Source organism: Rhizobium sp. 62_C5_N11_2, from assembly GCF_051811185.1.
Lineage (GTDB): Bacteria > Pseudomonadota > Alphaproteobacteria > Rhizobiales > Rhizobiaceae > Rhizobium > Rhizobium leguminosarum.
Genome location: NZ_JBPWPW010000001.1, coordinates 2,557,829 through 2,570,761, shown reverse-complemented (window position 1 = coordinate 2,570,761; position 12,933 = coordinate 2,557,829). Strand labels below are relative to the sequence as shown.

13 protein-coding genes are annotated in these 12,933 nt (G+C 60.9%); 7 read left to right on the top strand and 6 right to left on the bottom strand.

Annotated features, from left to right (window positions below; translation table 11 throughout):
- The first annotated feature begins 1 nt into the window (after position 1).
- The 4 genes from AB8B31_RS12985 (at position 2) to AB8B31_RS12970 (ending at position 6,313) form a co-directional block, all read left to right on the top strand.
- Positions 2 to 1,204 (top strand): ABC transporter permease, encoded by a 1,203-nt coding sequence (locus tag AB8B31_RS12985; RefSeq protein ID WP_130652653.1) that lies wholly within the window; start codon positions 2 to 4, stop codon positions 1,202 to 1,204.
- Between the two features lie 139 nt (positions 1,205 to 1,343).
- Positions 1,344 to 2,315 (top strand): DMT family transporter, encoded by a 972-nt coding sequence (locus tag AB8B31_RS12980; protein ID WP_130652652.1) that lies wholly within the window; start codon positions 1,344 to 1,346, stop codon positions 2,313 to 2,315.
- Between the two features lie 422 nt (positions 2,316 to 2,737).
- Positions 2,738 to 4,225, top strand: coding sequence for a right-handed parallel beta-helix repeat-containing protein (locus tag AB8B31_RS12975; RefSeq protein WP_130652651.1), 1,488 nt, complete (start codon positions 2,738 to 2,740; stop codon positions 4,223 to 4,225).
- A 594-nt stretch (positions 4,226 to 4,819) separates the two neighbouring features.
- Positions 4,820 to 6,313 (top strand): right-handed parallel beta-helix repeat-containing protein, encoded by a 1,494-nt coding sequence (locus AB8B31_RS12970; protein ID WP_130748004.1) that lies wholly within the window; start codon positions 4,820 to 4,822, stop codon positions 6,311 to 6,313.
- 66 nt (positions 6,314 to 6,379) lie between these two features.
- Here the strand turns inward: AB8B31_RS12970 and AB8B31_RS12965 are convergent, their stop codons facing one another.
- The 3 genes from AB8B31_RS12965 to AB8B31_RS12955 form a co-directional block, all read right to left on the bottom strand.
- A complete protein-coding gene (locus AB8B31_RS12965; protein WP_130652649.1) occupies positions 6,380 to 6,661 on the bottom strand; it encodes a nodulation protein in 282 nt (93 codons plus the stop codon).
- Positions 6,662 to 6,797: 136 nt separating this feature from the next.
- Entirely contained in the window at positions 6,798 to 7,442 is a 645-nt protein-coding gene (locus AB8B31_RS12960; protein ID WP_130652648.1) for an NrsF family protein, read from the bottom strand.
- Positions 7,439 to 7,987, bottom strand: a complete 549-nt coding sequence (locus AB8B31_RS12955; protein ID WP_113543616.1) for a sigma-70 family RNA polymerase sigma factor — start codon at positions 7,985 to 7,987, stop codon at positions 7,439 to 7,441. The genes AB8B31_RS12960 and AB8B31_RS12955 overlap by 4 nt, the downstream gene beginning before the upstream one ends.
- Positions 7,988 to 8,222: 235 nt before the next feature.
- Between AB8B31_RS12955 and AB8B31_RS12950 the strand changes: the two genes are divergently transcribed.
- The 3 genes from AB8B31_RS12950 (at position 8,223) to AB8B31_RS12940 (ending at position 10,194) form a co-directional block, all read left to right on the top strand.
- Entirely contained in the window at positions 8,223 to 8,492 is a 270-nt protein-coding gene (locus AB8B31_RS12950; protein WP_027683989.1) for a pentapeptide MXKDX repeat protein, read from the top strand.
- 86 nt (positions 8,493 to 8,578) lie between these two features.
- Positions 8,579 to 9,421 (top strand): cytochrome b/b6 domain-containing protein, encoded by an 843-nt coding sequence (locus AB8B31_RS12945; protein ID WP_130652646.1) that lies wholly within the window; start codon positions 8,579 to 8,581, stop codon positions 9,419 to 9,421.
- Positions 9,418 to 10,194: a molybdopterin-binding protein gene (locus AB8B31_RS12940; RefSeq protein WP_018242599.1), complete on the top strand. Its 777-nt coding sequence runs from the start codon at positions 9,418 to 9,420 to the stop codon at positions 10,192 to 10,194. The genes AB8B31_RS12945 and AB8B31_RS12940 overlap by 4 nt, the downstream gene beginning before the upstream one ends.
- Before the next feature lie 91 nt (positions 10,195 to 10,285).
- Here the strand turns inward: AB8B31_RS12940 and AB8B31_RS12935 are convergent, their stop codons facing one another.
- From AB8B31_RS12935 to AB8B31_RS12925, 3 genes are all read right to left on the bottom strand, one after another.
- The gene (locus AB8B31_RS12935; protein ID WP_018242598.1) at positions 10,286 to 11,062 is read right to left on the bottom strand and encodes a dioxygenase family protein; all 777 of its coding nucleotides are present in this window, start codon (positions 11,060 to 11,062) and stop codon (positions 10,286 to 10,288) included.
- Positions 11,063 to 11,392: 330 nt separating this feature from the next.
- A complete protein-coding gene (locus AB8B31_RS12930; RefSeq protein WP_157213656.1) occupies positions 11,393 to 11,797 on the bottom strand; it encodes a cupin domain-containing protein in 405 nt (134 codons plus the stop codon).
- A 48-nt stretch (positions 11,798 to 11,845) separates the two neighbouring features.
- Positions 11,846 to 12,601 carry an SDR family oxidoreductase gene (locus tag AB8B31_RS12925; protein ID WP_130652645.1) on the bottom strand — a complete coding sequence of 252 codons (756 nt, stop codon included), beginning with the start codon at positions 12,599 to 12,601 and terminating at the stop codon, positions 11,846 to 11,848.
- Between the last annotated feature and the right edge of the window lie 332 nt (positions 12,602 to 12,933).

Sequence of the window (12,933 nt, the reverse complement as noted above, 5' to 3'; positions counted from 1 at the left end):
AATGTCATCAGCGCTCAAGCAGATCTTTCTCATGATCAGAGTCAATCTCGGCAGCCTGCCGCGGCGGCTCTGGATCTCGCTGTCGATGGTGCTGTCGGTCGCCCTCGTGGTGGCGGTGCTCTCGGGCTTTTTGGCGATGGCGCGTGGCTTCGAGGCCGCCCTTGTCGGGGCAGGCTCGCCCGATATCGCCGTCATCCTCGGCGGCGGCACCAACCAGGAAACCGGGTCGGATGTGCCGGCCGAAGAGATCCGCAGCCTGACCGCCGCAACCGGCGGGATCGGCGTGGCGCGGAATGCCGCAGGCGGCTTGGCGCTGTCGCGCGAAATCGTCGTTGCCGTCGATGTCACCAGGGCAAGCGACGGCGCCGATCAGACGCTGTCGCTGCGGGGCATGGATCTGGCCGGCCCCGGCTTGCGCGACCTCGCCACGCTGTCGGCGGGCAGGCTGTTTTCACCAGGCGCCCGCGATATCGTCGTCGGCGCCCGCATCGCCAATGAATTCTCCGGCTTCGCCGTCGGCGACAAGGTGCGGCTCGGTGCGGTGGACTGGACGGTCGTCGGGCATTTCACCTCTGGCGGCAACGCCTTCGAATCCGAGATCTGGGCGGATCTGGAGGCGGTGCAATCGGCCTTCGACCGGCAGGGACAGGTGCAGACCCTGCGCGTGCGTCTCGATGGGGCAGGCGGGTTGCCTGTGTTGCAGGAGCATCTCTCCGCATTTCCTGGTGCGCCGCTCACCGCCCTCTCCGAGGCCGACCTCTATGCCGCGCAATCTGAGCGTACCGCGAGCCTCATCCGCCTGTTCGGCTGGCCGCTGGCGCTCTTGATGGCGGTCGGGGCAACCGCCGGCGCTTTGAATACGATGATGAGCTCGGTCTCTGACCGCACCGTCGAAATCGCCACGCTGCGCCTGCTGGGTTTCGGCCGCCTGCCGGCCTTCACTGCCACCTGGGTCGAGGCCATGCTTCTCTCGGTCGCCGGGGCAGCGCTCGGCATCCTCGCCTCATGGCTCGCCTTCAATGGCTGGCAGGCAAGCACGATGGGCGCCAACAATACCAAGATAGCCTTCCAGCTCGGCGTCACCACCGACGTGGCGCTGACCGCCGGCCTACTGGGCCTCGCCATCGGCGTGATCGGCGGCGCGTTGCCGGCGCTTGCGGCGACACGATTGCCGCTGACCTCGGCTTTGAGGGCGAGGGGGTAGAGGCTGGCTGTCTGAACCTTCCGGGCGGCTCACATCATCACGGCGACCCGTCCTGATCGGCCCGATGGAGACATCCGCAACAGGCGGAGCGCCGCCGCCTCATCTGTGCAGCCCACCGAAACTGTGGCATAACTGAGCCATGGCAATGAATGTCTTGGCGGTCCATCGCGACACGGTCGGGACGGAACAGGCGGCAGGCAATTCGCTTGCCGCCGCCTATTCCGTGGGCGTTCTCTGCTGGCTGCTCTCGGCCGGCGTCTATATCGCGGCGAAATGGGTTTCTACCGAGATGCCGCCCTGGGCGCTCTGCTTCTGGCGCGTGCTGATCGCCTTCGCGATCCTGATGCCGATCGTGCGCCGACATTTCGCCGACATGGTCGCGCTGATGTGGGCTCGCCCGCTCGAACTGCTTCTTATTGGCGGCGTGGGACTGGCGATCTGCCAGGGCATGATTTTTGTCGGCCTCGAACATGCCGATGCCACCACTGCCGGCATCATCATCGCCCTGATCCCGATCATCACCATGATCCTTGCCCGCTTGATGCTGGCCGAGCCGATGGGACGCTGGCAGGTGATCGGATCGATCCTGGCCTTTCTCGGGATCGTGGTCATCATCATCAAGGGCAGTCCGGCCGCGCTGATGCGGCTCGACTTCAACCCGGGTGAACTGTGGATCGTCGCCGGCGCGTTCTGTTTCAGTCTCTATACCGTCCTGCTCCGCCGCGCGAAATTCGACGTGAATCGCCTTGCGCTCCTGGTGCTGCTGCTCGGTGCGGCGGTGCTGACGGCGCTGCCCTTCTACCTGTTCGAGCTATTCTCAGACGAGCGCTCGACGCTCAACGGCAGCGGGCTCATCGCGCTCGCCTATGTCGCGATCCCCGGCGGGGCGGTCATGTACTACCTCTTCAATCGCAGCATCGAGGCACTGGGCGCGGCTCGGGCGGGCGTCCTCCTCTACATTCAGACCATCTTCATAGCCGTGCTCGCCTATCTGATCCTCGGCGAGCAGTTGCAACGCTATCACCTCGAAGGCGCGGCACTCATCATCGCCGGCTTGCTTCTCATCATCCTGCTGAAGCCGAAGATCAAGGCCGAAGCGGCTAGGGCCTGAGGTCTCCCCATCGCTGCGACATGGTTGCCGCTGACCTCGGCTTTGAGGGCGAGGGGGTAGGGTTTCACCTTGGAGTGCGTCTTTCGCTTACGCTGAAGGCGTTCGTCGCCGGCGCTCCCGACCCCCTGAGCGCAAGCGAAGGCACGAATCACATGGCGCACAGACGGAAGGCGACGTGTGCCTCGCGCAAACATGCCGCGATTTATTCACCTCGAAGTCGCCGATTTCTTGGCCCAAGTTGTAACTTTCGTCACACCAGGCCATTGCCTGTGGAATAAGGCCTGCGAGGCGCTCATTGCCCCATTGACAACATCTTGTCGCCTTTTTGCCGTGGCCGGTTGCCCCCGCCGCATCCGATCGGCCGATCCTGGACGATCCCGGCGGCGACATTAGCGATCCGACGAACAGGGCAACATGGCGATATGACAGTCTACTATGTGAACTCAGCGACTGGCTCCGACCGCAACGGTGGAACGGGCCAGAACTCGGCTTTTGCGACTTTGTCCAAAGTGGAATCCTTGAAACTGAAACCGGGCGACAGTGTGCTTCTTGCCAAGGGGAGCGTGTTCAACGAGCAGTTCGATATCAAATATTCCGGCACCGAAAGCGCGCCGATCAAGATCGGCAGTTACGGGACGGGGACAGCGCCCGTCATCCACAGCGGCGGCGACGGCATTCACAGTCTCTATGCCTCGAACATCATCATCGAGAACCTCAAAATATCGAATACCGGGACCGCCGGTATTTATGGCGGCAGCGTCACGAACTGGACGGTCCGTAATGTCGAGATCGCCAAGACGGGAATGTCGGAAAATGCCGGCGCCGTCACCTTCCGCAACAGCACGAACGTCACGGTCGAAGACAGCAAGATAACGGGCGTCAAGGGCGACGGCTTCTGGATCGAAAAGGTCGCCGGCGTCAAGCTTCTCGACAACACCGTGACCAGCGCGAACGGCTCGACCGCCGATGCCGTGCAGGTGAACGACAGCAGCAATATTCTGATCAAGGGCAACCATCTCGACCAGACGAACGCCGATAGCCCCAAGGGCGTGATCGCGCTGGTGCGGGCCACCGATGCCGTGATCGAGGACAATGTTCTCACCGGCGGCGGCTTCGGTATCAGCGCGCCGGCCGGCAAGAATGTCGCCATCCGCGACAACGACATATCCGGATTTCACGGCTACGACTGGTCCTTCGGCGTCGGCCTTGGCGATCAAGGCAATGCGCGGGACTATGATATTTCAGGCAACCACATTCATGACGGCGCATGGGGCGTTGCCGTCAGCGGCGCGAGCGGCACCAGCTATACCCGCACGAATATCAAGGTGCACGACAATGTCTTCGACGACCTCTCGCAGGCGGCGTTGAAGGTCGATAGGCCGGCCTCCGGCTCCTTCACCCACAATACGATCGAGACCGGCACCACGGCCACCGCTATATCGCCGTCCATCGTCGACGCACACACCTTCACCGTTAGTAACAACCATACGGTCGCCAATGTCGAAACGGTGCTGGCGAGCCCGGTTGCCAAGGCTGCCGCAGTCACGGAGGCGTCCGCGGATCCGGCTGTTGTCGCCGTCCATGACAATTTGAAGATCTTTACCGATACGGGCGAGGCCCATCGCGGCAATCTTCTCGAAAACGACAGCTCTGACAACGACACCTTGGTTCTGCGCCGGTTCGGCGACGAAAGCGTCGGCAAGCACGGCCTGACGCTGACCGGCGACTACGGCGTCATCCACGTGGACCGGGAAGGCAACTATGCCTACACGCTCGATGAAACGAAGCTTCCCGACCATGACGGCCATGTGAGCGAGTCCTTCAGCTACGGGATCAACGACGGAAACTCGCACCACACCGACGGCGATACGCTGACCGTCTACATCCATATGGATAACTTGCTGGGCTGAGGGTGCGAGGCTGCAATGACACAAGGAGAAATCCCGGAAAGTTTCCGGGATTTCATGAGCAGCCGTCAGCCCCCGTGCGGAGCGCGGACGCGTTTTTTCAAGCTCAACCGCAAGTTTTCGCCGGCCGCTTCGTTGCCGCGGGATCGGATTCAGGCAACGACCGAACGAGCACAACCTTCGCCGCAGCTGCAACCCGGTCGTGCATTGGCGGAGCAACGCCTTCCTGGATGCGCACCTCGTCCTTGCCCGCGGAACGTTGCGGTGTCTCATAATGAACCGCAGCTGCATTAAAATGCACCGGAAAGCCTGCAAAAGCGTGTTCACTGTCAGCTCCGGTGACCATTGGTCGCGGGCTGCGATACGGCTCATTCACCTTTCGGTCGTTGTTCTGTAGATTATTTTCTTATAAGTTGTAGCCTCTAATATACCGCCACCGCCAGGCGTTTCTCGGGACCAAGGCAGGCCCACAGGGTCTGCCAACCGCCGTGAAGGCAATACCGAAGGCCCTCTTGATGGCCTTTAACCCCGACCGCATCCGATCCACGCGTTGCAGCCGATGCAGACGGCTGCGCGGCAATTCGAGAACAAGGCGATATGACAATCTATTATGTGAATCCGGCGATAGGCTCCAACGGCAACAGCGGAACGAGCGAGGACACGCCGTTTTCGTCGTTCTGGGCGGTGGAAAACTTGAAGCTGCAGCCGGGCGACAGCGTGCTGCTCGCCGCCGGAAGCGTGTTCAACGACCAGCTCGATCTGAAATATTCCGGCACAGTGAGTGCCCCGATCACCATCGGCAGCTACGGGGTCGGCGATGCGCCAGTCATCCATAGCCCTGGCGATGGTATTCACAGCCTTTATGCATCGAACATCGTCATCGAGAATATCAAGATCTCGGACACCGGCGGGGCAGCCATCTATGGCGGATATGTTTCGAACTGGACCGTGCGCAATGTTGAGGTCGATCATACCGGCTTGGCAGGCAAGGCCGGTTCGATCACCTTCCGGACCGGCTCGAACATCACCATCGAAAACAGCACGATCAACGACGTGAACGGCGACGGCGTCTGGATCGAGAAGATCAACGGCGTCAATTTTCTCAACAACACCGTCACGAACAGCCATGGCACCACGGCAGATGCCGTCCAGATGAACGACAGCAGCAATATCCTGATCAGCGGGAATTATATCGACCAGACGGGTGCTGCCAGTCCAAAAGGCGACATCACGCTCATCCGGGCGGTGAATGCCGTGGTCGAGGATAATATGCTGGTCGGCGGCGGCTTCGGGGTCAGCGCGCAGGCGGGCACGAACATCGCCATCCACGACAACGATATCTCCGGATATGGCGGTTACAGCTGGTCCTACGCCATCGGCCTTGGCGACACGGGCGACACGCGGGACTACGATATATCAGGCAACTATATCCATGATGGCGTATGGGGCGTGGCGATCAGCGCTGTCGGCACCCCCACTTACGTTCGCGAAGATATCGATATTCACAACAACGTCTTCGACGACCTGTCACAGGCGGCGCTGAAGGTCGACAGGCCGGCAACCGGCTCGTTTCACGACAATGTCATCGCCAGCGATGTCACGCCCTACAGCATCTCCCCCACCATCATCGCCGCGAACACCTTTCCCGTCAGCAACAACACGACGCTCGACGAGGCCCAGGCGACGATGCTTGCGAGCAGCGATAGTCTCGCGGTCGGCGATGTGACGCACACGGACACGGCGCCTGCGCTTGTCGCAACCCATGACAGCCTGAAAATCTCGTCCGATCTGGACGCCGCCCATTACGGCAATCTCCTCGAAAACGACAGCTCGGCCAACGGAACCCTGCTGCTTCGCCGCTTCGATGGCGAATTCGTCGACAAGGACGGTGTGACGCTGACCGGCAAATACGGCACTATCCATGTCGACAGTGACGGCGATTACACCTATACGGTCGATGCGGCGAAGCTCGCCGGGCTCAGCGGAGACGTGAGCGACACCTTCCACTACAAGATCTCCGATGGGACTTCGTTGCATTTTGACACGGATACTTTGAGCGTCTCCATCCATGTGAATGACTGGCTGAGCTGATAGGGATGCTGGCAGCAAATGGCGTTGCATCATCGCGGCGGCAGTCCGCCCAGCACCTGCGAAGTCTCATTGATCGCCGAGCAGGATCCTGATGACGTCGGCTTCGATTTCCGCGCAGATGATCTCGTATTCGGTGATGATTGCGGGATCGGCCGATCTATCCCGGCGCATGCGATCGAGGACGGCACAGGCTTCGCCATAGGTGCCGCATAATTCGTAAAAATGGGGCTGGCTCGCCGCGGCCACTCTGATCGTTCCCCGCGTCGCAGGCAGCCTCATCATCAGCCTGGCCAGCCCCTGTTCCGCGGTTTGCCGGGTGATATGGGCTACGCTTTCTTTCCTGACCATGCCATCATTCCTCGCTGCCTGTGTTTTCGTATCCAGGGGGTACGCAGTACTCGTCCCCGGAGTAGTACGCAGGAATGTTGCATCTGGTTTCATGCCGGATGAAGGATTGTCGACGCTGCGCCGCAAGCAGCCGGTGCTACCAGCGCAGGAGGCGGGGGCCGAGCAGCGCGCCGATCGCACCGGTCAGGAGGATGCCGAGCGAATACCAGAGGGTGACGAAGGGCAGGCCGTTTTCCGTGCAGAACCAGGAATAGACCCAGGCGCCGGATGCGCCGGCGGCAATGCCGGCGATGAAGCCTGTCACCCCGAGGTTGTTCGGCGCGCCGCCACGCAGCACCCAGGTATTTGCGATCAGGATCGGCATGGCAAAGGCAAAGATCAGCAGCGGGCAATGCAGGGCCGAGGAGCCGAGCACCAGCACGGGGTAGCTTGCGGCCGGCGACAAAGCGAGCTGGATGACCGCCATGACGGCGAGGGCGAGTACGATAGCCGCGGCAACCCCGAAAAAGCGGCCTTCCGAGCCATCCGGCCGGTATAGGCGATAAACGGCTGCGAAGGCGGCGATTGCGAGCAGGGCGTTGTAGGCGGACTTGATCCAGAAGACCGGCAGCATCAGCGCCTGCGCCATGTCGGTGCGAAGGCCGACGACGACCAGCATAAGCAGCAGCGAGATTGCCAGAGCAGGCAGGATGGCGAGCGCGAAGCGGCGTTCGAGTGCATGCCTCGGCACCGGCTTCAGATCCCGGACAAGGCTGTCGATCACGTCCTCAGTCTCTCTCACATTCCACCTCGCAATCTTGCCGCCAGCGCCTTGATGCCTCTGTGAACGCCGACCTTGACCGCCGATTCCGACTGTCCGGTGCGGCTTGCCGTATCGGCCACCGACTGCCCCTCGAGCTTGACCTGACGGATCAGATCCTGCTGGTGCTGCGGCAGGCCGCTCAACAGCCGTTCGACATCCATGCGCGCTGCAATCGCATCCTCCCTGAAATCGTCTTCGATCTCCTCGTCCAGCTCCATTTCCGCCTTGTACCGGCCGCCATGCTTTCGGTGGTGGTCGATCAGCTTGTAACGGGCAATCGAGAAGAACCACGCGGTGAACGGCCGCTCCCTGTCATAGGTCGCCCGGCGCGAATGCAGCGCCAGCAACGTCTCCTGCACGAGATCTTCCGTGTCGGATTTCGCGGCAGTGCCGATACGTCCGCCGTAATAACCGACGAGCAGGGCCCGCAACGTCACGAGCAGACGTCGATAGGCCGCCTCGTCCCCGTCAAGGGAAAGAAGCATCAGCATCTTCAGTGCTTGTTCCGAATGGGCGCTCGTCATGTCGTCTGCAATGTCATTCGCGTGGATGACGCTTTGGTTACAGGTCGATTCAAAAATCTTCCGGCGGCAATTCAAAGTGTACAGCGTCCTTTGCGCGTCTCTAAAAGACGCGCGGCCCTGTAGCGCTATCACATAAGCGTGAGGGCTGTAACCGCCTTCGCAAGGGGATCGAATTCAGGACTGTGAGCCGTCGGCGGGTGCTGGCGGATATGTCAATCGATCCGAGGAGACCCTCATGACCAAGATCCTTTCCAGCCTTGCCGCCTGCACCTTCGTCATCGGCCTGTCGCTCGCCGGCGTCGCCAACGCCCAAAGCAGCGATGCCATGAAGAAAGACAGCATGAAGACCGACACGATGTCGAAGGATGCGATGTCGAAGGATGCGATGAAGAAGGACACGATGGCGACCGGCAGCACCAAGGCCGACTGCATGCACAATGCCGGCATGGAGAAGGACACCATGAAGAAGGACACGATGATGAAGGCCTGCGACACGATGAAGTAAGCTTTGGCCGCGGCCGCTGAAACTATTTGGCCGGCGGCCGCGTCTTTTCTCGCGAAGACCTTTTACGCCGATCCGGAGGAATTACGATGGCCACGACCGATGCCGGCATGGCGAGCGGACGCACGCTCTTCTACCGCCATGGCCTGCTGGTGCGCCTGTCGCACTGGGTGAATGTGTTGTGCATGACGGTGCTGCTGTTCAGCGGCCTGCAGATCTTCAACGCCCATCCGGCCCTTTATTGGGGCCAGTATGGCGCTGATGACGATCCGTCCTTCATTTCCATGGAGGCGAAGCAAGAGGGCGATGCGCTGAAGGGAGTGACGCGCGTCGGCGCATTCGCTTTTACAACGACCGGCGTTCTCGGAGTTTCGAACGTCGACGGCGACGCTACTGTGCGCGGTTTTCCGAACTGGCTGACTTTGCCAAGTTACCAGGATCTAGCATCGGGCCGGCGCTGGCATTTCTTCTTTGCTTGGCTGTTCGTCATCAACGGCTTCATCTATCTCGCTTACGGTTTTGTCAGCCGGCATTTCCGCCGCGATCTGCTGCCGGCGGCCGAAGAACTGAAGCCTTCGCATCTCGGCCGTGAGATCGTCAGTCACGCCCGGCTGCGCTTTCCCAAGGGGGCCGAGGCACGCCACTACAATACGCTGCAGAAACTCGCCTATGTCGCCGTGATCTTCGTGCTGCTGCCGTTGATGATCGGGACCGGGCTTACCATGTCGCCAGGCTTCAATGCGGTTGCGCCCTGGCTGCTCGATCTGTTCGGCGGCCGGCAATCGGCCCGCACGCTGCATTTCCTGACCGCCTTCTCGCTCGTTGCCTTCGTCGCGGTGCATGTGGCGATGGTGATGGTTTCGGGCGTGTTCAATAATCTGCGCTCGATGATCACCGGTTATTACGACATCGGGCAGGGAAGAAAGTCATGAGCCGCATCATCACCAGACGTCGCTTCCTGATCGGCGCGAGCATGACGGCATCGGCGCTGGGGCTTGCCGGCTGCGACGCCCTCGTCGAAAGCGATCGGACGAAATCGGTGCTCAAGATCGCCGAAGGCTTCAGCATGAAGACGCAGCGCTTCCTGCTCGGTGACGACGCACTCGCCCGCGAATTCACGGAAGCCGATATCTCGCCGACCTTCCGCGCCAATGGCACGAGCATGCCTGATAATACCCGGTATATCGACTGGATGAACCAGCGGTTTTCAAGCTGGAAGCTCGAGGTCGGCGGGCTGGTCGACAAGCCGATGCAGCTGTCGCTGGCGGAGCTGAAAGCCCTGCCGGCGCGCACGCAGATCACCAGGCATGACTGCGTCGAAGGCTGGAGCGCGATCGGCAAATGGACCGGCGTGCCGCTCGGCGCGCTGCTGCAGTCGGCGGGTCTGAAACCTGAGGCCCGCTACATCGTCTTCCACTGCGCCGACGAATACGAAAAGACGCTGGATGGCAGTGGCTGGTACTACGAAAGCATTGATCTCGTCGATGCGTTCCACCCCCAGACGATCCTTGCCCACACCATGAACGGCCGCGATCTCGAAGTCGCCCATGGTGCGCCGCTCCGACTCCGGGTCGAACGCCAACTCGGCTACAAGCAGGCAAAATACCTGACCGGCATCGAAGCTGTCGCCGATCTCGGCCAGCTTTACGGCGGCAATGGCGGCTTCTGGGAGGATCGCGGTTATGAATGGTATGCGGGCATATAGGCGGCGTGCTCCGACCGACATGCCGACTTTGACCTCTTCCCCGTGCCGGATTCCACGGCCGGGGAGGTAGTCGTGGTCGAGGGTGCGGAGCTCAGACAGAAAGGCCGATCGTGATGGTGGCGGATAGCACGCCGCCGTCGAGCTTCTCGAAATCGAAGATGTGATCGGCAGCATCCTCCGGGATGATGCCGTCCTCGTCGTTGCGCGTATCGCGGGCAGGGCGCCCGAGATAGTCGGGATGCTCGCCATAGATGATATCGCTCAGCGTATCGTCGAAATAGATCTGGCTGACGAGAAGCTCCTTGCCCTCGACAAGGATGCGGCAGTGAACATGCGGCGTGCGGCCCTGATACCATCCGGGATAGGCCGTCAGGAAGCTTGCCTGCCCGTTTTCATCCGTCAGCTGGCGGCCGCGAAAGGCAAGCCCGCTGATCGCCTCGGCATCGCCAAGTGTACACATCTGCGCAGCCTCGCGGCCGGAATAGATGCCACGGTGATCGGTATGCCAGATTTCGATATCGGCATTTTCGACCGGCCGGCAATCGGCGGCGTGGACGATCCGAACGGCCAGCCGCAAGGGTAGCCCGGTCTTTCCTTCCGAGACGTCCTGACGGGTCGGAATATTGTTGACATGGCAGGGGCCGAGGGTCTGGGCGACGGTCACGACGCAATTCGGACTGCTGCGGAAGAGCGGCGCGGGCAGCTTTTCCACGGCGATCGACTTTGTGCCGCCGCTTAGAAAATCCGTTCCCTTCCAATCGAATGTCCTGGCGGCAACAGTGATATGCCGCCGTGGCCAGATTGCCGCCGCAGCCACGGATGATGCCACGATAGCCGCACCTCCAAGCACAAGGGTTCGCCTTTTCATCTGTCTTCCTTTGCCTCAAGACGCAGGATTTAAGGAGGGTAGACCAGAAATTCCAATTAAACCTGAGCAGAAAAGCTTTATGCCTGTCAGCTCAGCGAGTTTGTCCATGAGCTGGTCCTGGAAGGCCGGGTCCAGAACGTCGGCGGCGGGCCTGTGCCGTTCGCGGTGATACCAGTAGCCACCGGTTCTGGTGGCGGTATTACGTCATCCTCGGCCTTGCGCCTGACATTTTGCTGCGCGGTCTGCAGATGCTCGGGACCAGCCCGAGCATGACGAAAGAGGAGTTGGTCGCCTCAGGGACGCACGGGTTCGCCGCTGTTCTACGGAATGTCACTTCACCGGCATGACAACCGGAGCGTCCTTCTTCTTCAGCAGCACGACGATGAACTTCGCCGGTTTGGACTTGCTCGCATTGCGGCTGACCAGGTGAATGTCGGAAGGACCTTCGTAAAAGGTCTCTCCCGGCGACAAGGTGACTTCCTTTTCGCCCTTGACCTGCATCACGATCGAGCCCTCCAGAACGTAGACGAATGCATTCGCCTCATGTTTGTGAATAGGCGAGGAACCTCCCGGCCCATACTCGACCGATATCATCAGCCCTTCCTTGCCGGGATAATTCGGAAGGTCCTTTTTCATGAGCGGTGTGACGGCAGCGCCGTCTTCGGCGGCAACCGCCAAAGTGCCAAAAAGGCAAACCGTGGCCGACACGCATAGCGATAACAAAGCTGAATTCATTGTCGTAATCCCTCTGCTTGTTGAATGCCGATGTGGATTTGCCTGGACTTACGTCGGCCGTTGGGACTGTCGAAACCAATCCGCAAAGTCGATCTTGCCGAGCCTCGCGCCCTCGCCGGGCACAAGCGAGCGATCGTCCAGTTCAGACCCGAAGTAGCGCGCATGAGCGTCTGCCTGGACTCTCCTCGGATCGTTGATGGCCTTCAGATACCGGGCAACGATCTCGTGCATGTGACCGCGCTCGGGACCGGCAATCTCGATCGTGCCGTTAAGCGGCTTTGAAAGCGCGACATCCGCCATCGCATCGGCAACGTCATCCGATGCGATGGGCTGGAAAGCTGCGGGAGAAAGACGAGCGACGGTGCCGACGGTCGCTTCATCAGCGATGCCCTTCAGGAATTCGAGGAACTGCGTCGAATGGACGATCGTGTAGGGGATCGGCGATGACTTGATGAGTTTCTCCTGGGCGAGTTTGGCACGGAAGTAGCCGTTCTCAGGCAGGCGCTCCGTTCCGACGATGGAGAGCGCAATATGGTGCTTGACGCCGGCCGTGGCTTCCGCGGCGAGCAGATTGCGGCTCGAGGTTTCGAAAAATTCGAGAACCGCCTTGTCCTCCCACGATGGAGAGTTTGCAAGGTCGACGACGACATCGGCGCCGGCCAGCGCTTGCGCCAGGCCCTCGCCGGTGATGGTGTTGACGCCGGTGCTTGGCGAGACGGCCAGCACCTCGTGGCCTTTAGCGCGCAGACGCGCCGCGGTCTTGGACCCGATGAGCCCGGTGCCGCCGATAAGAACGATTTTCATGACGAACCTCCCTGTTGACGCCCCTTCGGGCCAGATGTCTCAGATCTAGATCACGCAAGTCGGAATGAGCCGCGAAAGACGTTTGAGGCTGGACAAGTCGAAGTCGCCGTATGTCGTCGCCATGGCGGAGGTCATCCGAGACCGAACCTGGCATCGCGGTGCCGGGCAGAATCCTCCTTAATGCGATCAGGCGCAACTCAAATGGCGAGGGCGCGGAGATTCAGCGTCGCCACGTGACATGCGCCGGGCGGGTCATTGAGGTGAGGGCGGTTCCAAGCAAGCTCAATACGGCTAGCCCTCAAGGAAATCGCTAGGTGCAGACCCAGCGTTGA

Coding starts and splice junctions, on each gene's coding strand:
- AB8B31_RS12980 (WP_130652652.1), top strand. CDS start 1,344: ATGGCAATGAATGTCTTGGCGGTCCATCGCGACACGGTCGGGACGGAA.
- AB8B31_RS12970 (WP_130748004.1), top strand. CDS start 4,820: ATGACAATCTATTATGTGAATCCGGCGATAGGCTCCAACGGCAACAGC.
- AB8B31_RS12925 (WP_130652645.1), bottom strand. CDS start 12,601: ATGAAAATCGTTCTTATCGGCGGCACCGGGCTCATCGGGTCCAAGACC.
- AB8B31_RS12945 (WP_130652646.1), top strand. CDS start 8,579: ATGGCCACGACCGATGCCGGCATGGCGAGCGGACGCACGCTCTTCTAC.
- AB8B31_RS12940 (WP_018242599.1), top strand. CDS start 9,418: ATGAGCCGCATCATCACCAGACGTCGCTTCCTGATCGGCGCGAGCATG.
- AB8B31_RS12930 (WP_157213656.1), bottom strand. CDS start 11,797: ATGAATTCAGCTTTGTTATCGCTATGCGTGTCGGCCACGGTTTGCCTT.
- AB8B31_RS12975 (WP_130652651.1), top strand. CDS start 2,738: ATGACAGTCTACTATGTGAACTCAGCGACTGGCTCCGACCGCAACGGT.
- AB8B31_RS12935 (WP_018242598.1), bottom strand. CDS start 11,062: ATGAAAAGGCGAACCCTTGTGCTTGGAGGTGCGGCTATCGTGGCATCA.
- AB8B31_RS12955 (WP_113543616.1), bottom strand. CDS start 7,987: ATGACGAGCGCCCATTCGGAACAAGCACTGAAGATGCTGATGCTTCTT.
- AB8B31_RS12985 (WP_130652653.1), top strand. CDS start 2: ATGTCATCAGCGCTCAAGCAGATCTTTCTCATGATCAGAGTCAATCTC.
- AB8B31_RS12965 (WP_130652649.1), bottom strand. CDS start 6,661: ATGGTCAGGAAAGAAAGCGTAGCCCATATCACCCGGCAAACCGCGGAA.
- AB8B31_RS12950 (WP_027683989.1), top strand. CDS start 8,223: ATGACCAAGATCCTTTCCAGCCTTGCCGCCTGCACCTTCGTCATCGGC.